Origin of the sequence: Rhizobium sp. Leaf321 (genome assembly GCF_001423215.1) — a bacterium.
Taxonomy (GTDB): domain Bacteria; phylum Pseudomonadota; class Alphaproteobacteria; order Rhizobiales; family Rhizobiaceae; genus Neorhizobium; species Neorhizobium soli.
The window spans coordinates 1,234,661-1,257,957 of the sequence record NZ_LMOF01000006.1 but is presented as its reverse complement, the minus strand read 5'-3'; the positions used below and the strand labels follow the sequence as shown (position 1 = coordinate 1,257,957).

Below are 23,297 nucleotides of genomic sequence, written 5' to 3'. Positions count from 1 at the left end.
GGGCTCGAACCCGCGACCTCCGGCGTGACAGGCCGGCACTCTAACCAACTGAGCTACACCCGCACATTTCTTCAGAAACTTTCGTCTCTCACCAGGCAGCCTCGACTGCTCGGTTGGCCGCTTCCTAAGAGGTTCGACGGGAGGTGTCAAGCAAGTTTGAAGACAAAATAATGACGCCACTCACTTTCCCACATCGAGGCCCGTGGTTTGTCGTTAAGAACCCTTATCTGCCACGGATTTTGTCGAAAATTCAAAAAAATGTCGTCAAAGCTCTTGCGGTTTTCGCGCGATCCGCATAGATCACGGCCACCGAAGCGGCAGACGAAACGGTCTGCAGTTTAGGGGCGATTAGCTCAGTTGGTAGAGCGCCTCGTTTACACCGAGGATGTCGGCGGTTCGAGTCCGTCATCGCCCACCATTCTTCGGCCTTCCCTACCAGATAATTTCCATAGAATGCTCTCTCGCTGATAATGGCACATGTTTGCCCGTCACTGCCTTTTGGACGATTGCGTTGACCGGAAGTAGGCGGCGGCTCTAAGCGGCTCATCCGCTCCGACAGAATACTGCGCGACATCAACGCCAGGTTCCAACCGATTCGTTATCCAGTCTCAATCATTCGATCACGGGCAGATGACGTTGGCGAGCTACACAATTGTGGTTTGCATCGCTGAGGGGCTACGTTGCAAAAGACTGTCGGCCTGCACGACTATACGCGTTGTAGCATTAGGACGGCCGGCGAACACTCTCCGGTCTCCTGTTTTGTACGCCTGTCCGGCAGCACTTCAACCGGGACTGGCGCAGAAGCGAGCGGCATGCCATTGTCCCGCCATGAAAGCTGCCGCTGTCGCCTTTATTCTGCTCTCCTGCTGCGCCGTCTTCGTCGGCGGCATCGAGCTGTTCAAATATCGCCAAGGGGTCAAGCAACTCGCGGCGACCTACGCGCAGAGGCAGCCTTAGCGACAGCGCAGAAGCTCTCGTGCACTCGAAGCGCTTACCCGTTCAATCAAAGATGCTGAGTCGTTTGCTAATGTTCAGGTTCGGCATCACGCTGTAAGCCTGGCCCGTCCTGTAGGTGGTCTGCAGACAATAGTATGCGAAAATCCACAGGAAAAGGCTTGCCATAATCGAGATGGCAACGAACTGTATCCGCATTTATTTCCCTCCCCCAGCTCCTCCCCTCGATAGTGTTTCAAAATAAAACAACTGTCCATAGCAGCACGAGGACTTGGTGCAGTGCAGCATTATATTTTGCGGAGCGCCGGTTTATACTTTCTCATACTGCAGCGGAGGTGCAGCAGCATCGGGATCGTTGAACGGTTTGCAACGAGATCCGAAAGGGCTTGTTAAACGTCCATTAGGGGCACATTTCCCATTGTATCCTCACGTTCTCTCTCATTCTCGAAACGAACTGTATCATGCGCAAGGTCATCGGGTGGCTCACCCAGAAACGTTCCAGCCAGGGGAGCGTCCCGCGTCCCCGTCGGCGTATCGACCTTGGCGTAGACGCGCCGACCTATCCGATCTACGCGATCGGCGACGTGCATGGCTGCCTGGAGCTCCTCAAGGAAGCCGAGGCGAAGATCGCCCGCGACATCGAAGAAACGCGCCGTGCCGGCGTGGTGGTTCTTCTCGGCGACTATGTGGACCGCGGCCCGGCATCCTCGGGTGTTCTCGACTATCTGATCAAGCCGAGCGAATACGGTCTGCGCCGAATGCCGCTATGCGGAAACCATGACGATGTGTTCCGCCTCTTCCTCGATGATCCGGAGACGCATGGCGAATGGCTGAGCCTCGGCGGAGAGCAGACGCTGGCGTCCTACGGGCTCGACATGCATGACCAGAACTTTCGCCAGCGCAGCCGCAATGGCACGCTGAAGCAGCTGCTGGCTGAAGTCGTGCCCGACGCGCACCGCCAGTTCCTCACCGATTTGCCGATCAGCATGAAGGTCGGACAACTCCTGTTCGTCCACGCCGGCATTCGGCCGGGTGTCGCGTTGAAAGACCAGGAGGAGGCCGACCTGATGTGGATCCGCGATCCATTCCTTGCAAAAGGACCAAACCTGCCATCTACCTTCGTGATCCACGGCCACACGCCGCAGACTGAGCCCTCGCTCGGACCGAACAGAATCGGCATCGATACCGGGGCATTCTATTCGGGCAAGCTGACAATTTTGAGGATTGCGGGCGAAGAGACGCGGTTTATCTAGCGACGTCTGGAAAACCAGGCCGCCACAAACGGCTTTACCAGTGGACCGAACAGGCCAAGGCCAGTGATGGAAAAGCCGAAATAGACTTTCTTAGACCGCCGATCGATGCCGCGAACGATCTTTTCGGCAACGGCATTCGCCTTCCACGGCGGCGCGGCACCCATCAGAGCCCGTGCCTGCGCCGGGCGTTTGGCGAGTTCCCTCTCGAACTGCGGCGTTTCGGTATCCGGCGGGAAGCACAGCGCTATGGTGACGCCATATCCAACCGACTCAGCCTGGAGGGCCTCTGCGAAACCCGTGAGCGCCGACTTGGAGGCACAATAAGCTGTGTAGCCGGGTATGCCGATCAGTGCCGCACCCGAGGACACGATCATGATTGCGCCCTGCCCGCGGCTCTTCATGCCCGCGTAGACTGCGCGTACGGCATTCGCCGTACCGAGCAGGTTGACGTCTATCTGGCGGGAAAAGTCGCTCTGCGATTGCTGGTCGAAAAATGCCGGCTCTACCATCCCGGCCGAGGCTACAAGAACGTCGCACGGTCCGAATGCGGCCTCGCAGGCATCAACAGCACGCGAGATCTCGCTATCGTTTGCGACATCCGCGTTTTCGCATCTGATGTCAGCCTTGCCCGTACTGCGGAGGTCGACAACAGCGCTTTCAAGCATTGCCGCCGTGCGCGCGATGATCGATACGCGCGCACCCCGGCATGCGTAGATCCGCGCCACTTCCAGTCCGATGCCGCTTGATCCACCCGTTACGATCACGTGCATCGTCGTCGCCACAGCCTCAGGTGTTGTCGGGCGACTGGAGAAGCGGCGCAAGCTGCATCAGTTTTTCCGGGCTGAGAGAGGCAAGACCGAAATTCCTGTCCTGCAGGTCCTTCAGGCGTCTTGCTGTCGATTCCACCGCGTGGCGAATCTGCTCTTCCGTATGGTCGCTGGTGATAAAGAATCGCAACCGGGCCATGCCTTCCGGGACGGCGGGATGAATGATCGGCAAAGCGTTGACGCCATCTTCCAGCAATTCGTTCGACAGCTGGATGGAGCGAAGCGAATCACCGACGAGGATCGGCACGACGGAGAAGCCGAGGCTCAATCCTGTGTCGAGACCGGCTTCCCGGGCGAGCTTCAAAAACAGCGAACCGTTCCGGTGCAACTGCTCGGCCCGATCCGGTTCCTCGCGCAGAATATCGAGGGCCGTGGCTGCAGCCGTTGCCAGAACAGGCGCAAGCCCGACGCTGTAGACGAAACCGCCCGCTTCTGCCTTGAGGATGTCAGCCAGCGCCCGGCTACCGGCGATATATCCGCCGCAGCTCGATGTCGTCTTTGACAGGGTGCCCATCCACATATCGACGCTCTTCGGGTCGATATCAAAATGTTCAAACGAGCCGCGACCGGTCTTGCCGAGAACGCCGAGCGAATGGGCCTCGTCGACCATCAGCCAGAAGCCGTACCGATTGCGCAGCTCGATCAGGCGCGGCAGGTCGGCGATGTCGCCATCCATTGAATAGACGCCTTCGACGATCACGAGAACGCGCCGGAAATCTCCGGCAAGCGTATTTAGCACCGTCTCGAGGTTATCGACGTCATTGTGCTTGAACAGGCGCCGCGTGGCGCCGGAAAGCTTGATGCCGGCCAGCGCGCTGTTGTGGATGAATTCGTCGTGGATGACGAGGTCCTTGGGGCCGACGACACAGCTGATTGCCGCAACGTTGGTAAGGTAGCCGCTGACGAAACAGACTGCAGCATCAACGCCGTAGACGCTGGCAAGCTTTTCTTCGAGTTCCGCATGCACCGGGCGCTCGCCTGCGACCAGACGGCTGGCGGAGGCGGAAATGCCGAAACGATCGATCGCAGCCTTGGCGGCTTCGGTCACCCTCGGGTCCGTGTTGGTGCCGAGATAGTCGTAGGAAGCAAAATTCGCATAGACTTCCCCGTCCATGGTCGTCGTCGCGCCGGCGGCTTCGTCGTGCGAGCGATAGAACGGGTTGTCGACGCCGATGATTTCGCTCGCCTTGCGCTGCACCATGACCCGTTGATATTCGGGCAAGGCGTCAAAGCCGACCGGAGGGCGGGCCGGCTGCTGCGGCTGTGCATTGAGCCGCGTCGTGCGATTGCGCCCGACGTTTTCGTTGGCCTTGCGCATCTGGTCGATAAAATTGCCCTTCCCCCCAAGGCTCAGCTTGGAGGGCCGGGTTTCATCCGAACTGCTGTCTGTCACTGCGTTGCGGCTTTCTGCTGCGTCGAATGGCTCTTGACCAGCCGGTCGATCACTTCGTTCTGGACGGTGTCGTCCTCGCCGTTGCGCTTGGCGACACGCTCTCTCAGACGGCTTACCACGTCGCTGACGGACGTGTCTTCCCCTACTCCGCTCAGCGGAATATCAAAGCCCGTCTTCTGCTGGAAGCTCATACCGAGCTCCATCGCCATCAGACTGTCGAGACCGATATCCTTCAAGACCTTTTCCGGCGTGATACTGTCTTCCGTGACACGCAGGATCGTGGCGATTTCAGACGCGACGAGGTTGTGAAGAAGCTGCTGCGCTTCATCCGCCGACTTGCCACGGATCAGATCCTCAAGATCAATCCGGTCGCCATCGGAGGCCGATTGCTGATTGCCGGCCGAACGGATCGCCGTCTCGAAGATCGAGGCGTTAGAAATCGGCAGCATCCGCACTGCCTGCCAGTCGACTTCGGCAATCATCACGGCTGCCGCATCAATGGTGCCGGTGTCTGACGCCATGTAGCGTTCGACCTGCTCCAGCGCATCGCGCGCCTTCATGGCCGTTTTGCCGATTCGCTTGGACAGGATTTCGTTGACCTCGGCATTGCGTGCAAGGAAACCGGTATCGGCAATGGCGCCAAAGCCGACTGCGAGACCCGGCTTGCCGGCCGCGCGACGTGCACGGGCAAGACCTTCGAGATAGCCGTTGGCAATGACGTAGTTGGCTTGGCCCGGGTTACCGAGCATGGTCGTGGCCGAGGAGAAGACGAGGAAGAGATCGAGATCGTCGCCCGCCGTCAGCTTGTCGAGCAGAGCCGCACCGCGAACCTTGACCTCGACAACCGGTCGGTTGCGATCGGGCGTCAGGTTGGACAGAAGCGCGTCGTCGAGCACCATGGCCGCGTGAACGATGCCCTTGATCGGAGCCTGCTTGCGCAGGCTGTCGAGGAGCTTCGAAAGAGCCGGCTCGCTGGTGATATCGCAGGCATGGACAGATGCTTTGACGCCCTTCGCCTTCCATTTGGCGATCGCCGCCTCGGTTTCAGTGTCGGCGACACCCTTGCGCGAGCAAAGTGCAATCTGCTTGGCACCGCGTGCGGCAAGCCAGTCTGCCGCAACGAGGCCGAAGCCGCCAATGCCGCCGGCAACCAAATAGATGCCATCCGGATCGAAGGCGACCGGCTTTTCGTTTGAAATCACCACCTTGTCCTTGCCGGCAACCGGAGGACGGATGACGATCTTGCCGATCTGGCCGGCATTCTGCATCAGACGGAAGGCACTGCCGATCTCGTCATAGCCGAAGGCGCGATAGGGCAGCGGAGACAGGTCGCCCCGTTCGAACAGGACGCCGATCTCGGTAAAGATCTTCTTCGTGATCGCCGGCAGCTTCACCAGCAACTGGTCGGCGTCGATGCCGAAATAGCTGATGTTGCGACGGAACGGACGAAGGCCAATCTTGCGGTCGGAATAATAGTCGCGCTTGCCGAGTTCGAGAAAGCGACCGAATGGCTTCACCAGTTCCAGGCTGCGTTCCATCGCTTCCGAGAACAGCGAGTTGAGTACCAGGTCGACGCCTTCGCCGCCGGTGACGCCGCGCACGCGGGCCACGAAATCCAGCGAGCGACTGTCGAACACATGGTCTGCACCAAGCGCTTCCAAGAAGCGGCGTTTTTCCACCGTACCGGCCGTCGCGATGACAACTGCACCCTTCAGCTTGGCGATCTGCAATGCGGCAAGGCCGACACCGCCAGCTGCGCCATGGATGAGGATGGTTTCACCGGGTTCGATATGGCCGAGCTGGACCATGGCGTAATAGGCGGTTAGGAATGCCACCGGAACCGTTGCTGCAGCCTCAAAGTCGAGGCGTGCGGGGAACTTCGTCACGCCGTCACGGCGAACCTTGACGTGCGTGGAGAACGCGGCCGGGCCGATGCCCATGACACGGTCTCCGGCAACGAGATCCGTCACCGACGCACCGACCGAGATGACGCGGCCGGACATTTCCATGCCGATGGTTGCGCCGGCAAAACCGTCTTCGAGCGCTTCTTCCGGAAGCAGGCCCATCGCCCACATGACGTCACGGAAGTTGAGACCGGCGGCTTCCACCGCGAGAACGATCTCGTCGGCATCGGGTACCGGCTCGGAGGCGCTCTCCCAGATGATGCTGTCGACGCGTCCATTCACCGTCTGACGGATCGTGGCTGCAGTGAAATCGGCGCTTTCTGTATCCTTCGGCCCGAACGGACCGCTCGATGCGCGGATTTCCGACAGCGAACCATCGCGCAGGATCCACTCACGGTTGGCACTGGCGGAGGCCAGGATCTCGCCGACATAGATGCCGAGTTCCGCGCTGTCAGTTTCGAGATCGAGAAGATGGGTGGCGACGGCATCGTATTCGTTCTGAAGAACGCGGGCGAACGTCCACAGCCCTGCGTTGACATCATCGGTCGTTTCAGCCGCAAGCGGCGAGCCGCCGGGCGCAACGATCACCAGACGGCACTGGTCGCCCGACGCGAGGCTGGCGCCATGGCGAGTAAAGGCTTCAACGATACGCTTGAGGTTTTCAAGACGTGCAAGCGCGACATCGGAGGCTTCGCGCTCACCCAGGCGTTCGGCGAGGAAGATGGCTTGCACGGGTTTGCCATCGAATCCGGCAAGCGACTGCGAAATCGCAGTCTCGTCCGCATCCGCGCTGAGCAGGACGACGGTGTCGCCGTCACCAAATGCTGCAGCACGGGCGACATCTTCAGCGAAGACGAGCGCAGACGGGATCGACGGCAGTGCCTGCAACTGGTCGGCCGCGGCCGAGGATGCGCCTGCAACGATCAGCAGCCCTTCGGCCACATCTTTCTCTTCGACAAGCGGGGCGGCAAAGCCGAGACCTGTCAGAAGGTCGGTTACCTGTTCGGTTGTCGCGAGACGCCCGACCGGGAATTCCGGCGACTGACTTGCAGCAAACCAGTCATCCGACAGGCCGAAGGCAAAGTCGTTGAACGCCGACGGTGCACGGTCGACGAACAGGAATGCAGCGCCTCTTGCGGCAGCGCCTCGGACAGCCGAACGAAGGCTATCGTCGGCGACCAGAACCGCCTGGCTTTCAAGTCCGGCGGCAACGATCACATCGATGCCGCGGAGATCGGTCAGGGCCTTCGGCTCGATCACCGAGACATGTGCATGCTGTTCGAAGGCAAGTTCGAGTGTACGGCGAACGCTTTCGCGCGGCTCGACGATGGCGAGCGTCGCCGAGTGATCGACGGCAAGGGACGCAAGCTTGCTGCTGACGGATACGGATGTGGAGCCGAGCTCGACAATGACCCGGGTCCGGACGCCATTGGCCCGACAGGCTTGCTCGACAAGATGCAGCGCCAGATCGGAGCGCTTGCGCCCAAGTGGCGAGTGAACAAGCACGTGTTCGAGCGTTGCTTCGCTGGTGTGGCGCGCTTCGGAGAAGTCTTCGCCGCTATGGAGGCCGGCAAGCGACAGGTGCTCCAGAGCATCGCGATAGGCATTGTGCAGCAGCACGGCCTCGGCGATACGTCCGGAATCCTCACGGTAGATTTCCTGCAGAAGGTCCGCCACAGGCGGCACGGTAAATTCGGATGGCACCCGCCAGCCGGATTCCTCGGACGAGGCTATCCCCACATCCTCCAGAATAAACAGACAGCTTGACAGAAATGCCCGGAAATTGGCTTCACCAGGGAATTCGGTGACAGAGACAAACCCATCTTGCGACGCGAGCGTGAGCGCGATTTCGTGGCATGCACGGTAGATCATCGCGTCCAGCATCAGCGAAGCAGTGTCCTTGGCTTCTGCATCGGTCGGTGCGGCAAGCAGGCTGTCGCCAAACTGGATCCGAGCAAAATCGCCAGACATTGTCGAGGGAACGACTTCGTAATGGAACGCCACCGAGGCCAGGGTGTGATGACGGCGCAACGAGGTGCGGCGGAACCGGCAGTCGTCGAACGACGCGACGATTTCGCCATCTTCCCCGAACATGCGGAAGTTGACCTTGATCGAGAAGCCGCTGAACCGTTCGATCTCGATCACTGCACGGGTAATCGGCTTGGCACGTGCCCCGACCCGAACCGAACCGAACCGAACGGGAATATAGGGAGAGCCGGCATCGCTGCCCGACAACTGATCGAACATGGCAACAAGGCCATGGAAGACGGCATCAACCGAGAAAGGGTTAAGGTTATAGGTGAGATAGGGGTGCGCCGGAGCCTTGGCAGACTTCAGATCGACCTCGACCGTGTTACGACCAAAGACGCGCGCTTCGCGCAGCAGCTGAAAGTGCGGGCCGTATTGGAGGCCGAACCGTTCGGCAGTGCTATAGACGTCCAGCGTGGAGAGCTTTGCGCTTTCGCCTTCGCTGGCACGCCAGATCTGGCGGTCAGATGCATGCTCTACCGGCTTGCGGCAGCGGGCTACTGCATGCACGGTCCAGTCGTCGCTGCTCAGTCGTTCGCGCGAACGGATTTCGATATCACCTGTCTCGGGCGACAGGATCGTCGATAGCTCGAGCAGCCGGTCGGTGCGAAGTTCGAGCGGACGCACGATCTCCATATTGGTCAGTTCGACGTCGTCTGACCCAAAATGCACCTGAGCGGCGGTGATGGCGATCTCGACAAATCCGCTCCCCGGAAGGATCGCACGCGAATCGACGACGTGCTCAGCCAAATCCGGGAAGAGCTGCGCGTCGACATGGTTCTTCCAGTGGGCGCTGTTGGGATCCGTGCGCCATCCGAGCAGCGAGTAGCTGCCGTGGTGTTGGCGGCCGAAGATATCGACCTCATCGGTCGTATTCGCCATCTTCAGCACAGACGGCTCGAGCGGCAAGACCGGTAGGCCGGCAAACGCATCACGCTTGCCGCTTTGACGCGACACGCTCGGTGCGATGCCGTGGGCGATGGCGCGGGCAAACGACTGCGCGACCGGGTCACGTCCCTCGATCGGGGTCTCTCGCTGCAGGGTGCCGATCACGACAGCCGAATGCGACGCATGCTTGGCGATTTCACTGACATAGTTCGACAGAATCGAACGTGGCGAAATCTCGATGAAGAGGTTGCAGCCGAGCTCCAGTGCTGTTTCGGCCGCGGACTTGAAGAGAACCGGATCGCGGACATTCCGCCACCAGTAATCGGCATCCAGGCCGCGGCAGTCGTAGATGCCGCCGGTGACCGTCGAAACATAGGTGCAAGCGCCACTCTTCGGCTCGATCGTCGGCAGGTCCGCGAGAAAAAGATCGCGCGCGCTGTCGATGATCGGGTGATGGAACGGGTAGTTGATGTCGAGAACATGGACGACGGTCTGCGCCTTGCGTGCCGCATCGCGAAACGCCTGGATCTCGTCAGTCGGACCGGAAATCGTGACCGAGTTCGGTGCGTTGATGGCGGCGACGCCGATCTCGTTCAGACCATGGGTCTTTGCGAAGGCAAGCGCCGTCTCCTCGTTCATCACAGCGGCAGCCATCTTGCCCTTGCCGGCAAACAGATCCTGCGACTTGGAGCGCTTGGCGACGATCGCCACGGCTTCCGCAGCCGTCAGGGCCTTGGCGGCATAGGCAGCTGCAATTTCGCCCACGGAGTGGCCGAAGACGACATCCGGGCGAACCCCGAGATTAGCGAGGCAATCCGAGATGGACGCCTGGATCGCAAACAGCATAGGCTGAGCGATCTTGGTATCGGCAAGCCTACTGCCGATATCGTCGGCAAACAGCAGATCCGAGAGCTTTTCGCCCAGGTGATACTCGAACAGCGCGCTGAAGGACTGGAAGCACTGGCGGAAATGGCGGCTTTCACGATAGGCCTCAACACCCATTCCAGCCCACTGCGCACCATTGCCGGAAAACACGAAAGCTGTCTTGCCGGCATGGGACGGCGCTTCTCCGCGCTCCCCCTGCGAAGCCGTTCCGGCCAAATGCGTTTCGATCGCCTTGAGAACCCTGCCCTCGTCCTTGGCTTCGACGGCGAAGCGATAACGCATCGGGTCGCGATTGGCGCTGGAGGCGGCGATCATCCGACGTGCCTTGACAGCATCGGAGCGTTCGAGGGCCGACTGGTAGTTTTCCAGAAGCGACTTCAGGGCGGTGGCGCTATGGGCGCTGGCAAAGAAGAACTGGCTGTCGGCCTTGGTGGGCAGCGCCGGCGTGTCGACCGGATCGGGATCGCCGATCACGACGTGGGCGTTGGTGCCGCCGAAGCCGAACGAGTTGATGCCGGCGAGCCGAGCGCCCTTGGCAGGCATCAGCTTCATCGCGGACATGTTGACCCGCACGTTGAGCGAGGCGAAGTCGATATCCTCGTTGGCTTTTTCGATATGAAGCGTCGCGGGCAGGAAATCGTTTTCCAGCGCAATCATCGCCTTGATCAGGCCGAACAGACCAGACACCGGTTCGGTATGACCGATATTCGACTTGATCGAACCGATCGGTAGCGGGGCCGGACGGTTCTGGCCGATGACAGTGCCAATGGCCCAGACTTCCGCCGGGTCGCCCACACGCGTTCCCGTGCCGTGGCCTTCGATAAAGGCGACGCGGTTCACGTCGATGCCGTTACCCTGGTAGATCGAGCGCAAAAGATCCGCCTGCGCTTCGCGCGATGGCAGACTGATGCCGTTGGTGCGGCCCGAAGAATTCACGCCTGTTGCGTGGATCTTGGCGTAGCTGCGGTCATTTTCCCGCTTCGCGCGATCGCTGCGACGAAGGACGATCGCCACCCCGCCTTCGGCGCGGACATAGCCATGGCCGTTGGTGTCATAAGCACGGCAAAGCCCTTCGGGCGACAGCATGCGCGCCTGCGCGAAGCCGACGAAGGAGAGCGGGTTGACCAGGATATTGACGCCGCCGACGATCGCGGTGTCGATATCACCGCGCTCGAGCGAGCGCACCGCCTGATCCAGCGCCACCAGCGACGACGAGCAGGCGGTGTCGATGGTCATGCTCGGCCCATTGAGGCCGAAGACGTGCGAAATGCGGTTCGAGACGATCGAGAGCGTGTTGCCCGTCATGAAATACGGGCTACCGGATGCCGGATCCTCCGACGACAGCGTACTGTTTTCGAGACTGGACGCGCCGATATAAACGCCGACCTTTTCCTTGGCGAGCGTGCTTGCCGGAAGATTGGCGTCTTCCAGCGCCTGCCAGACCAGTGTCAGAAGCACGCGCTGCTGCGGGTCCATCTGCATGGCCTCGCGCTGCGAAATGCCGAAAACGGCAGGATCGAAGTCATACAGCCTGTCGATAACGCCTGCGGCAAACGTATAGGTCTTTCCAGCGACACCCTGTGCCGGATGCCAGAAACGTGCCAAGTCCCATCGATCTCCAGGGATCTCCGAAACGGTGCAACGGCCGCCGCTCAGGATCGTCTTGAGTTCCTTGACGGAGCTTGCACCCGGCGCCACACAGGCTCTACCAATAATTTCGATCGTCATTGTCACTCTGTTTTCACAGCTAAAATGGCGGATGCGGAATGCCCGCATCGGACAACTTTAACAACATACTTATTAGCGGATGTCACGAGAAAAGCTAATACACATATGGCCCAAGGCAGGTTCAGGGGTTCGCAAAAAGCACAAAGTTATTGCATAAACAAGCCATTACATAACCTGCCTCCTGTTTATACTAGCATGGGTTGGATCGCCAGATACCTTACAGCAACAATCAACCATACAGTGAACAGAAAGCGGCACCACGCCTGCAAATGGAGTTGAGAAGGCGAGACAGCCTACAGCTCCGACCAGCGTAAACTCGTCCGCCAGGCGCTGATGACCGCCGGTCGAATCGAAAATATGGCGAAGCTCTAGATTTGAAGCCTGTTAGTAATGTGGTAAGCGCAGGCATCATCGCAGGCATTCCTCGATCGGAACAAGACTATGCCGCAAGAGGAGAGGCCCGCAATTTCGACCCCTGCCGAACAGCGTCGCCGACGCGGCGGCCGGTTGTTCGTTCTTGCGGTATTCCTTCTCGTTGTCTTCAGCGGGCTTGCGGCGACCGTCCTTTTCGTCAACGAAGGGCGCAACTACAAGCGTCTGGTGCGCCAGTTCGGCCTGCAAAACTATCTGCTTCCTCCTCCTCCCGCACCTTCTGTTCGCATCGGGCGCCAGCGACGGCTTGCGGCGAGTAGCAAGCAGCTGCCCAGACTGGTCCGGCCGCTGGCGCACGACACGTCGCGTCTCATCCCACCCGTTACGACATCAACCGAGGAACGCTGCCAGGCACTGGCGGGCATAGGCGGCGAACCGCCGAACTTCTTGGCGGGCGCCAATGTATGGGAGTGCACGTTCTTCCTGCCGCTGGGCCCGGGTGAAGATCCCGCGTCTCTGTTCATCCAAGCGAAAGGGGTTGGAGAGGATGACCTGCGTACCTTCCGGATCAAGCTCAGTTTCACGGATGAGCGCCACGACGGTGCGCTGTTGCAGACTGCACTGACCACGCTCGACGGTTACGGCCTGTCGCTGACACCGCAGAGCCGGTCATATCTCGAGGCAAGGCTTTCCGCCCGCACGGCGTTTAAATCCGATCTCGAAAACTACCGCGCCACCTTTGTCCCCGAAATGATGGACCAGAGACGGTTCAACCTGCTCCTCGTTGCCCATCCCGTTACCACGGCATGCCCGGTACCGACGCCGGAACCTGGCAGGGCGTCACAGCGAGCGATCGTCAGCACGCGGATCGGCTGCCTGACGCTCCCAGTGGGGCAAGTTTTTTCGCCGCAAGGCTAGCCACGCTACGCAACCGTCAGATTGCGTTAAAGCCTGATCAAATCCAGCCGCTCTCCGAGTTCGCGCTGCGCCGTTTCCACCAGGCTGAGCTGGTGGGTGAACAGCACCGTCTGGAACTTGTCGCCGGCAGCAGCCAGTGTGCGGATGCCGGCAGCGGTGCGTTCGTCGTCGAATGTCTGGAAGATGTCGTCGAGGATCAGCGGTGCCGGTTCGTTGCGGCTGCAGTAATCCTCGAGGAACGCCAGACGCAGCGCCAGATAGAGCTGGTCGCCGGTCCCTTCGCTGAGGCCCGATAGCGGAACCTGCTCACCGGTGTTTCGCTCGACAGCCAGCTGCAGCTCGTCCTTTTCGTCATAGAGCTGCACGAGCTTGGCAAACCGTCCGCCGGTGAGATCCGCAAAAACCTTGCCGGCCCTTTGCATGACTGGATCGGCCTGCTGCTCGCGGTAGGTTTCCATCGAGGACGACAGAAGGCTTGCGGCAAGCTTCAGCACTACCCACCGACGCGCAAGGTCCCTCGCCTCGGTTTCGGCCGCATGCTTCTGGAACACAGCGCGCTCGGCGCCGATGCCGCTTTCCAGTTCGCGGCGGCGGCGGGCATTGTCTGCCTCAGCGGTGCGCAGGGAAGAAATCCGGTCGATCTGCCTGCTATCGGCGCTCTCCAGCTGCTCGATCTCGAGCCCTGCGGTCACCTTGTCGAAAACGACCAGCGCCTCGCGCACCGCTGCTTCGTCGTCACCATCGGCGTGCTCGTTGAAACGGGAGCGGCACTGCAGCAGCTGTCCGTTCAGCCGGCTTCGCTGGCGCAGTTCTTCCAGCACCTGCTCGAGGTCGGCGACGTCTCGCGAGGCGGATGCGGCAAGGGCCGCAAGCTCGTCCTGCAGGGTCTTTTCGCGCGTGGCGTAGCGATCCAGAGAGAGCGTCGCACGCTCCAGGTCAGCCGACATCGCCGCCTTGTGCTTGGCGGCGGCATTGGCGTCCATTGCCCGGTCGTTGAGCAGGCCGGCGGCGACGTCTGCCGGCACAGTGATCAAGTCGGGTGCCACCTTGGTGCAGAGGCTGCGGATCTCTTCGTCGAAGGTTTCCATGTCGCGCTGCATGCCGCGCACACGGCGGCGGCGGTTTTCGCGCTCGGCCAGAATATCCGGCACGCTGCGCCAGACATCGAGCGCTGCCGCTGCCATGTCGACCGTCGCCTCATCCGGCAGGCCGGCCATGGTCGCAGCGTTGGAGAATGCGGCCCGCCAGCTATCGACCTCACGACGAAGAACGGTCTCGCGCTCTTCGAGGCGTTGCAGCGCATCGACAGCGGAATGGCGCTTGCCCTCCAGCGAGCGGCTTTCCGTCCAGCGTTCCGCTATCTCCGCCAGTCTGCGGTCGAGAGCGCGCGCCAGGGCCGCAGGCGGCAAGGCGGTTGCGGCAAGCCCGATCGCGTCCGCAAGACCGACCAGCACCGGCTTCAATCGCTCTTCCTTCAGCCGCGCGGTCTGCAGCGCGTCGCTTGCATCCTTCAGCGCATCGACCTGACGCGACAGGGCTTCGACGCCGCGGCGCCATTCGAGCATGCGCTCCGGCGATAGCGGCGAGACGGGCACCGAGCGGAACAGGTCCTCGAATTCTGTAATCGCATCCGACAGCGCGATATCGCTTTCGCGCGCTTCGGCGCGGGCGTTCGTCAACTGCTGCTCGATCTCGTGCTGGCGCAGGCTGAGCTGCGCGTGGCGGGAAACGCGCTCGGCGTCTGTCAGGGCAGCGTCAGCCAGTTCGTCAGCGTTCTGCACGGCCTTCTGGACATCGGCTAGCTGACCCGCTGATGGCTTTGCTCCGAGCGCGGCAAGACCCGCGTCGCGCTGTTTCCGGGCTTCAACAAGATCGGCACGCGAAACGATGCGGCCCTGCCCTTCCAGCGCCGCCATCTGATCCGCCACGGTCTTGGCTTCTGCCTTCACCGTCGTCAGCGTCTGGGTGATCCTCGCATGCACGGCGCGTGCATCGTCGATCAGCTTGCGGTGGCTGCTGAGCGCTGCGAGATCCGGCAGCGGGCTCGCAAGCAGGGCGTCGATGTCCTTGACCGGCGGATCGAGCCTTGCAACGGCGGCGGCAAGATCGCTCTCTGCCCGTGTGGCCCGGACCTGCAGGTTTTCGATGCCTGCGAGATCACTGAGTTCGGGGCGCAGCGCCGTGAGCTGCTCGGCCCATGGTTTCGGATCGATCAGGCGGCTGTCCGGATTGGCTTCATCCAGACGCCGCAGCGCCTCGCGCTCTTCTTCCAGACGGAGATGCAGCTGTTTGAGGCTGCGGTCGAGTTCGCTGCCTTCGTCGAGCAGCGTTTTCAGCCGCACCAGATCGGCATCGGCAGGCTGGTGGCGTTCCAGGTCGTCGGTCCTGACAAGACCTAACCTCCGCCCCAGCTGCACCAGCCGGGTGTCGAAATCCTCGACCTCGCCGCGAACCCTGGCGATATCCTCGCGGGCTTTCAGATAGACGCCCTTGTCGGCGTGGCGGGCGAGAATGCTGCCGGCAGCGGCGATCAGCGCGTCGTCGACATGGAGAGCCGCGATCTCATCGCCGAGGCGCGAGACTTCGGTTTCCGCCGCCCGATGAGCGTCGTCATTGCGGCGCGCCTCGTCCAGAGCCCGCGCGAGTGCGTCCTCAAAGCCAGGCGGCAGCGAGGCCAGCGCCTGATACTGCGCCAGCTGGTCCTGCTCGCGATCGATTTCGCGCAGCACCGGCTCCAGCCGCATCAATTTGCGCAGCCGTTCCAGCGTCTGCTTGGTGTTTTCGCGCTCGGTCTTGATGGTGGCGAGTTCCGCTTCCAGCTCGGCCTGTTCGGCGAGCAGCTTCTTCCAGTCGCCCGACTTCAGCTCGTTGTCGCGCTCGGCCTTGCGCGCCTCGTCATGGCTGTCGAGCACCTGGTAAAACAACCGGTCCTTGGAGCGGCGCGACGCGTAGATGGTGTCGGCCTCGGCATCGAAGCTCTTGCGCAGGTCGGAGAGGCCGGTAAGGCCCGACGCTGCGGAAAACAGCAGGCTGCCGATCTCGCCGCCGCTTTTCAGCATGCTCTGGCCGCCAGCCCGCAGCGAAGCCGAATCAAGACCGAAGGCGCGTTGAAACACATCGCGGTTCAGCGTGCCGAGAAAGGGTGCCAGCGCATCTTCGGGCAGCGCCTCTTCCGCCTCGCTTGCCGCGAGCAGCGTGTTCTTGCGGCCGCGACGACGGCGAAAGCCCAGCTTGCTGCCATCGCGTGTCTCGATTTCGGCGCCGACGCGAAGGGCCGTCGCATCGTGGAGAAAACTGTATTCGGCAGCGGTCGGAAAACCGAACAGCAGATCCGAGATTGCCGACAGCGCGGAAGACTTTCCGGCTTCGTTCGGGCCATAGATGACATGCAACTGCGCATCCGGCCGGAACGCAAGCGCGCGATCGGTGAGCGCGCCGTAGCGCAGGATGTCGAGACGGGTGAAACGCATGTGACTACCCTACCCTTGCCGCGCGCGACAGAAGCAGCTCGCGTGCTTCCGCCAACAGTGTTGCCGCATCATCACCTAGCGCCAGGTCACCGGCACCGATACCGCCCGGCAGACGCGCGGCAATTTCGGCAATGCGGGCCTCGGCTTCGCTGACCAGAAGCGGCGAGAACTCCGCCGTCGGCAGCAGGCCTTCGAGCCCGAGCAGATCGGTGGCTTTCCCAGTTGAGGCAATCTCGGCTTCGAGTTTGACCTCCAGCTTTTCCAGCCAGATATCCTCATGACCCCGATGGCACGCGGCTTGCACCTCGTCCCGGAAATCGGCCGCTCTCGCCAAGATCTCGTTGCGGAAGCGACTGCGGCCGCTGATGCGGATGCGCAGTGCCAGCGGCCGGCTTTCCATGGCATCGATCACAGAACCAAGCAGATCTTCCAGCCGCCGCAGGATTGCCGCCGGCGTCTCGTCCGGCTCGACAAGAACAGCGAGTTCAGCAAACCTTGCGCTGTCGGTCACGATACGCTCATAGGCGATGCGCCCGTCCTCGACAGTCACGAGGACGGCGCCCTTTGCCCCCTGCTCGCGGATCGACCGCCCCTGAAGGTTTCCGGGGAACACGACCAGCGGGTCTTCGGCGACGATTTCGAAATCGTGGACGTGCCCCAGCGCCCAGTAATCGTAGCCACGCGATCGGAGGTCTTCGACGGAACAGGGCGCATAGGCTGCGTGCGGCTCGCGGCCGGTCAGCGACGTATGTAGAACGCCGATGTTGAACCAGCCGGCCTCCGGCCTCGGATAGGCAAGCGCCAGGTTTTCATTGGCCGAGCGCTCGGCGAAACCCTGGCCGTGCAGCGCGACCTTCAGATGATCCAGCTTGAACGTACCGGGCTTTGCGGTCGGGAATTCGCTGACATTCTTCGGCAGTGTGATTGTCTTGGTGATGACGCTTTCGGCGTCGTGATTGCCCTTCAGCAGAAAGACCGGAATGCCGGCGCGTTCCAGCCGGGCGACTTCGCGGTTGAAGAACAGGCCGATCTTGTTGTCCTTCCAGTCGCCGTCATAGACATCGCCGGCGACGATAAAGAAGTCGACCTTGCGCTCCACCGCCTCGTCCACCAAGCCCGAGAACGCCTTGCGGCTTGCCTCGATGAAGATATCGGCGAGTTCGGCATCCTTCAGCGCCAGGCCCTGAAAGGGACTGCCTAGATGCAGATCGGCGGCATGGATGAAGCGGAATGAGGTCATCGACTCGGCTGCTGGAACACATCGGGAACGACAGACTTAAGTCACGCATCGACAATAAAAAAGGCCGGGTGCGAAAACACCCGGCCTTTTCCTGTTGATGAACGGTTTAGTTGGTCGCCTTGATCTCAACCGGGAAGAACAGCGTCTCACCAGAACTGTCATCGACGCCGTCATTGTCGGTGATGGCGAAGGCCTTGCCGGACTTGTCGAAGGCGAAACCTTCGAGCTTGTCGACCATGTATCCGTTGGTGGCGTTCTTCAGGTCGGGCAGGAAGTCGTGAACTTCCTGCTTGGTGACGAGCGGCAGCTCTCCGCCAAGCTTTGCGGGCTTCAGATCGGCGATTGCCACACGGTAGAGCTTCTTGAGCTTTGCGTTGTCGCCGATCAGGTTGTCGCGCTCGATGATGTAGAGGTAGTCACCGCGGGCGGTGATTTCCGACAGGCCGACCCAGCCTTTTTCGGTCTTTTCGAGCGGGTAGCGAACGGCGGCCCATTCCTTGGACTTCGGCTTGTAGGACAGAAGCTTCACCTGGCCCTTCGGATCGTCCTTCCATTCGCGCTGGATTGCCATCCAGAGTGTCAGGTCGTCGCCCGAACCCGTTGTGGTGATGCCTTCGAGACCGAAGCGGGTTTCACCTGCCAGAAGTTCTGCCGGCAGCGCGATCTCGGACTTGATCTCGCCCTTGGCGCTGACGTTGTAGATGCCGTGACCAACGAACTTGGCACTGTCGCCTTCGGAAGCCAGCCAGAAGCCACCCTTGCCGTCGAGTGCGATACCTTCGATATCGAGCTTCTGGGCCGGCTGACCGTTGCGGGTCACACGTACCACGCTGGTGATTTCGGCCGGCTTCTTGGTGGCGTCGATGGTGAAGATCGAGGGCTGCATGGCATAGACGCTATCGCTGACTGCATAGAGAATGCCGTCCTTTTCCGCATCCCCGACGAGGCCCGACATGGCACCCCAGCCGAGCGGCTTGCCGTCGACATCCTTGGAGACGAGCATCGGATAGGCCTTTGCGCCTTCGCCAAGCTCGTAGATCATGACATGCGAGCGGGCACCGCCGTCTTCGCCGAGATCGGCTTCGTTGGCGGAGGCGAGCAGGTTGCGGCCGGGAATGGCGACAGCGCCTTCAGGCGAGATGCCTGAGGGCAGAAGCTGCACCAGTTCCGGTTCCGCACCGGTATCCTTGTAGACCGCGATCATCGAACCGCGTTCCGACAGGACGAAGAAATATTTCTGACCGTTGAAAGTCGCAGCTTCCAGGCCTTCCGGCTCGATGCCCTTGTTCTTGGCACGCTTTTCCGGGAAGTGTCCGACGCGGGCGACAGCATATTCGAGCGACGTGCCGGCGTCATAGAGAACCTTGCCGGTACGATCGAAAATGGTGAAACCGCGCGAGCCGCCCTTGTAATCACCTTCGTTGGCGACAACGAAACGATCGGTACCGAGCCACTTTACCGCATCCGGTTCGCGCGGAATGGCCGTGAGCTTGCCGGAGAAGGTCAGTGCGCCGTCGGTCTTGATGTCAACGCCATCGAGATCAACCGTGCCGGCCGGGAAATGGGCGGTAACCTTTGCGGTCTTGCTGTCGACGATGACGATGTGGTTATTTTCCTGCAGCGTCACGACGATTTCGCCGTTGGCGTTGATATTGACGAATTCAGGCTCGGGATCCTCAGGAGCGACGGTGGACAGTCCCGTCAGATCGACGTGACGGATGCTGTCGCAGACGGGCACCCCATTGTTCAGGGTGACAATCTGCAATTCACCGGCCGGCAGCTGCGGAAGAGCGCCGTCGTTGAGCTTTTCGTCGCGCTGGTTCTCGATGGCAATGGCCGCAAACGTGCCATCCGGCGAGATGACGACCGAGTCCGGCTGGCCGCCGAGATCACAGGTGTTCTCGAGTTTCCGGGAGGCGATATCGACCACACCGAGCTGGCCTGCGGGCTTGGTGAGGTCCTTGGTCCGATCGATGGTGACGAGAACCTTCGCACCGACTGCGGCGACCGAGTTCGGCTCGCCGTCGATCTTGACCGAGCCGCCTGCCTTCGGCGCTTTTGCGTCGGTGATGTCGATAAAGCCAATCGTGCCGCCCGGCGCATCGGAATAGATGAGCGTGTTGCCGTCGGCGGTGGCCGTGATGATTTCCGACGAGGTCGCCTTGTCCTCGCCCTTGGGCAGATTCTGGGCGACCGGGAAGGATGCAATGCGGTTGAAGACTTGCTCGGCGCCGGCAGGAGCTGCAACGGAGCCGAGGAGGAGCGCGGTCAAAGCGGCGCGTGTCGAGAATGTCATGGGAAGCCTCCGTGAAACTACACTCGGCTTGTGCTGCACTGTCATGACAGGCGGATGACAGTTTTGGACGCAGAAAGAACGGACCTGCGGATAAGGCTCGAACACGCTTTCCGTTCAACGAAAAAGGCCCGGTTCTCACCGGGCCTTCTCAACGCTTTGCATCACGGCGGCAGGCCGCCAGATGCTTTCGATCAGCTGTTAACAGCTTCCTTGAGACCCTTGCCGGCCGAGAACTTCGGAACGTTGCGAGCCGGGATATCGACTTCAGCGCCCGTGGACGGGTTGCGGCCCTTGGATGCTTCGCGACGCGAAACGGAGAAGCTGCCGAAGCCAGCGAGGCGAATGTCGCCACCATTCTTCAGTTCGGCCTGGACAGTCTCGAAAACGGCATCGACTGCAGAGGCGGCATCAGCCTTGGAGAGGCCGGCTTTTTCGGCCACTGCGGACACCAGTTCGGTCTTGTTCATATTTCCACCCTTTCAACGGTTTTGGAACGACTCATTTGGTCGGCGCCGACAATAGTTTTGCGTCGGCACTTGGCAACCCAAAGGCTCCGAAAAAGCCTGAAAAACAAGGGGTCTTGGGCATTTTTCACAAAAAAAGCCGGCTTTCGCCGGCTTTTTTATCAGTTCGTGGCGGCTTCAAGGCACCGCTTAGTGAGCGATCGTTGTCGACGAGTCGTCGGCACCGTCAACCGTCGCAATGACCGGTGTCTCCACAGTGCCATCCCACTCGATCGGTTCGGGAAGGCGAACCAAAGCGTGCTTGATCACCTCGCCCATACGCGACACCGGGATGATCTCCATGCCGTTTTTCACGTTGTCCGGAATGTCCGCGAGGTCCTTCGCGTTCTCCTCCGGGATCAGCACAACCTTGATGTTGCCGCGCAGAGCCGCAAGGAGTTTTTCCTTGAGACCACCGATCGGCAGCACCCGGCCGCGCAACGTGATTTCGCCGGTCATGGCGACATCCTTGCGTACAGGAATGCCGGTCATGATCGAAACGATCGCGGTTGCCATGCCCACACCGGCCGACGGACCGTCCTTCGGCGTCGCACCTTCCGGCACGTGCACGTGGATGTCCGACTTGTCAAAGCGCGGCGGCTCGATGCCGAAATCGACGGCACGGGAGCGGACATAGGATGCCGCAGCCGAAATCGATTCCTTCATCACGTCCTTGAGGTTGCCGGTGACGGTCATGCGACCCTTGCCCGGCATCATGACGCCTTCGATGGTGAGGAGCTCACCGCCGACTTCTGTCCAGGCAAGACCCGTAACGACGCCGACCTGATCCTCACCTTCGGCTTCGCCGTGACGGAAACGCGGAACGCCAAGGTAATCCGAGATGTTGGCAGCGGTAACCGCAACCGACTTCGTCTTGCCCTTGATGATCTCGGTCACGGCCTTGCGGGCGAGCTTCATCAGCTCGCGCTCGAAGGAGCGAACGCCGGCTTCGCGCGTGTACTGCTGGCTGATCGCCATCAGGGCATCGTCCGACACCGAGAATTCCTTCGGCTGCAGCGCATGGTCCCGGATCGCCTTCGGCAGAAGGTGACGCTTGGCAATCTCGCGCTTCTCATCCTCGGTGTACCCGGCGATGCGGATCACTTCCATGCGGTCCATCAGGGGACCTGGGATGTTCAGCGTGTTCGCCGTGGTGATGAACATCACGTCGGACAGATCGTATTCGACCTCAAGGTAGTGGTCCATGAAGGTCGAGTTCTGCGCTGGATCGAGCACTTCGAGCAGCGCCGACGACGGATCGCCGCGGAAGTCCGAGCCCATCTTGTCGATTTCGTCGAGCAGGAAGAGCGGGTTGGACTTCTTCGCCTTCTTCATCGACTGGATGACCTTGCCGGGCATCGAGCCGATGTAGGTGCGGCGGTGACCACGGATTTCGGCTTCGTCACGAACGCCACCGAGTGCCATGCGCACGTACTCGCGGCCGGTCGCCTTGGCGATCGACTGGGCAAGAGACGTCTTGCCGACGCCCGGAGGACCGACGAGGCAAAGTATCGGACCCTTGAGCTTGGTGGCGCGGGCCTGCACGGCAAGATACTCGACGATGCGTTCCTTGACCTTGTCGAGACCGAAGTGATCCAGTTCGAGGACCTTTTCAGCCGCGTTAAGATCGGTCTTGATCTTCGACTTCTTGGACCACGGAATACCGAGCAGCCAGTCGAGATAGTTGCGCACGACGGTGGCTTCCGCCGACATCGGGCTCATCTGCTTCAGCTTCTTCAGCTCGGCGTCGGCCTTTTCCTTGGCTTCCTTGGAAAGCTTGGTCTTGCCGATGCGCTCTTCCAGTTCGGCCATCTCGTCACGGCCTTCGTCGCCGTCGCCGAGTTCCTTCTGGATCGCCTTCATCTGCTCGTTGAGGTAATACTCGCGCTGGGTCTTTTCCATCTGGCGCTTGACGCGCGAGCGGATGCGCTTCTCGACCTGGAGGACGGAGATTTCGCCTTCCATGAAGCCGAGCGCCTTTTCAAGCCGCAGCTTGATCGAGACCGTTTCGAGCATTTCCTGCTTTTCGGTGATCTTGATCGACAGGTGCGAGGCGACAGTGTCTGCCAGTTTCGAGTAATCCTCGATCTGGCTCGCGGCACCAACGACTTCCGGCGAGATCTTCTTGTTGAGCTTCACGTAGTTTTCGAATTCGGAAACCACGGAGCGCGACAGCGCTTCCACCTCGACGGCGTCCTCATCGGGCTCGGCCAGAATCTCGGCCTTGGCTTCGTAGAACTCTTCGCGGTCACTGTATTCGGAGATCTGGGCGCGTGCCTTGCCTTCGACCAGAACCTTGACGGTTCCGTCCGGGAGCTTCAGGAGCTGCAGCACATTGGCCACCGTGCCGACCTTGTAGATCTGCTCGGGCTCAGGATCGTCGTCGCTGGCATTGATCTGGGTGACGAGCATGATCTGCTTGTCGGAACCCATTACCTCTTCAAGCGCCCGGATGGACTTTTCCCGTCCGACGAACAGCGGCACGATCATGTGCGGGAAGACCACAATGTCGCGCAGTGGCAGGACCGGATAGGTCTCAGCGCCGGATGCCGCAGACGTTGAATTCGTCATGTCATTTCCTTTCCATCGTCCCGTTGCCGGGATGGCTTGAGAAATTACCCAAGCACTTCACTCCCGC

At 60.9% G+C, this 23,297-nt stretch carries 10 protein-coding genes and 1 tRNA gene; 3 read left to right on the top strand and 8 right to left on the bottom strand.

Annotated elements, in window-relative coordinates:
• Positions 1-342 precede the first annotated feature (342 nt).
• Together ASF70_RS12350 and ASF70_RS12345 are read left to right on the top strand one after the other, a co-directional pair.
• Positions 343-418 (top strand) — tRNA-Val (locus ASF70_RS12350).
• A gap of 997 nt (positions 419-1,415) precedes the next feature.
• Positions 1,416-2,207 (top strand): metallophosphoesterase family protein, encoded by a 792-nt coding sequence (locus ASF70_RS12345; RefSeq protein WP_062579999.1) that lies wholly within the window; start codon positions 1,416-1,418, stop codon positions 2,205-2,207.
• On the opposite strand, the gene ASF70_RS12340 is transcribed toward ASF70_RS12345, so the two are convergent.
• From ASF70_RS12340 to ASF70_RS12330, 3 genes are read right to left on the bottom strand one after another with little or no spacing between them, the layout of a single operon-like run.
• The gene (locus ASF70_RS12340; RefSeq protein WP_062579998.1) at positions 2,204-2,977 is read right to left on the bottom strand and encodes an SDR family oxidoreductase; all 774 of its coding nucleotides are present in this window, start codon (positions 2,975-2,977) and stop codon (positions 2,204-2,206) included. The genes ASF70_RS12345 and ASF70_RS12340 overlap by 4 nt on opposite strands.
• 16 nt (positions 2,978-2,993) lie before the next feature.
• Positions 2,994-4,427: an aminotransferase class I/II-fold pyridoxal phosphate-dependent enzyme gene (locus ASF70_RS12335; RefSeq protein WP_062579996.1), complete on the bottom strand. Its 1,434-nt coding sequence runs from the start codon at positions 4,425-4,427 to the stop codon at positions 2,994-2,996.
• Positions 4,424-11,860: a type I polyketide synthase gene (locus ASF70_RS12330; RefSeq protein ID WP_062579994.1), complete on the bottom strand. Its 7,437-nt coding sequence runs from the start codon at positions 11,858-11,860 to the stop codon at positions 4,424-4,426. The genes ASF70_RS12335 and ASF70_RS12330 overlap by 4 nt, the downstream gene beginning before the upstream one ends.
• 441 nt (positions 11,861-12,301) lie before the next feature.
• On the opposite strand from ASF70_RS12330, the gene ASF70_RS12325 reads away from it, so the two are divergent.
• The gene (locus ASF70_RS12325; RefSeq protein WP_062579992.1) at positions 12,302-13,150 is read left to right on the top strand and encodes a DUF6030 family protein; all 849 of its coding nucleotides are present in this window, start codon (positions 12,302-12,304) and stop codon (positions 13,148-13,150) included.
• Between the two features lie 26 nt (positions 13,151-13,176).
• Here the strand turns inward: ASF70_RS12325 and ASF70_RS12320 are convergent, their stop codons facing one another.
• The 5 genes from ASF70_RS12320 to lon all read right to left on the bottom strand — a co-directional run bounded on the left by ASF70_RS12320 (position 13,177) and on the right by lon (position 23,230).
• Positions 13,177-16,620, bottom strand: coding sequence for a YhaN family protein (locus ASF70_RS12320; RefSeq protein ID WP_062579990.1), 3,444 nt, complete (start codon positions 16,618-16,620; stop codon positions 13,177-13,179).
• A gap of 4 nt (positions 16,621-16,624) precedes the next feature.
• Positions 16,625-17,860, bottom strand: a complete 1,236-nt coding sequence (locus ASF70_RS12315) for a DNA repair exonuclease (protein WP_062579988.1) — start codon at positions 17,858-17,860, stop codon at positions 16,625-16,627.
• A gap of 106 nt (positions 17,861-17,966) precedes the next feature.
• Positions 17,967-20,156: an esterase-like activity of phytase family protein gene (locus ASF70_RS12310; protein ID WP_062579986.1), complete on the bottom strand. Its 2,190-nt coding sequence runs from the start codon at positions 20,154-20,156 to the stop codon at positions 17,967-17,969.
• A gap of 191 nt (positions 20,157-20,347) precedes the next feature.
• Positions 20,348-20,623 carry a DNA-binding protein HupB gene (hupB, locus tag ASF70_RS12305; protein ID WP_062453245.1) on the bottom strand — a complete coding sequence of 92 codons (276 nt, stop codon included), beginning with the start codon at positions 20,621-20,623 and terminating at the stop codon, positions 20,348-20,350.
• 186 nt (positions 20,624-20,809) lie between these two features.
• On the bottom strand, positions 20,810-23,230 hold the full coding sequence (gene lon, locus ASF70_RS12300) for an endopeptidase La (RefSeq protein ID WP_062453246.1): 2,421 nt from the start codon (positions 23,228-23,230) through the stop codon (positions 20,810-20,812).
• Positions 23,231-23,297 lie beyond the last annotated feature (67 nt).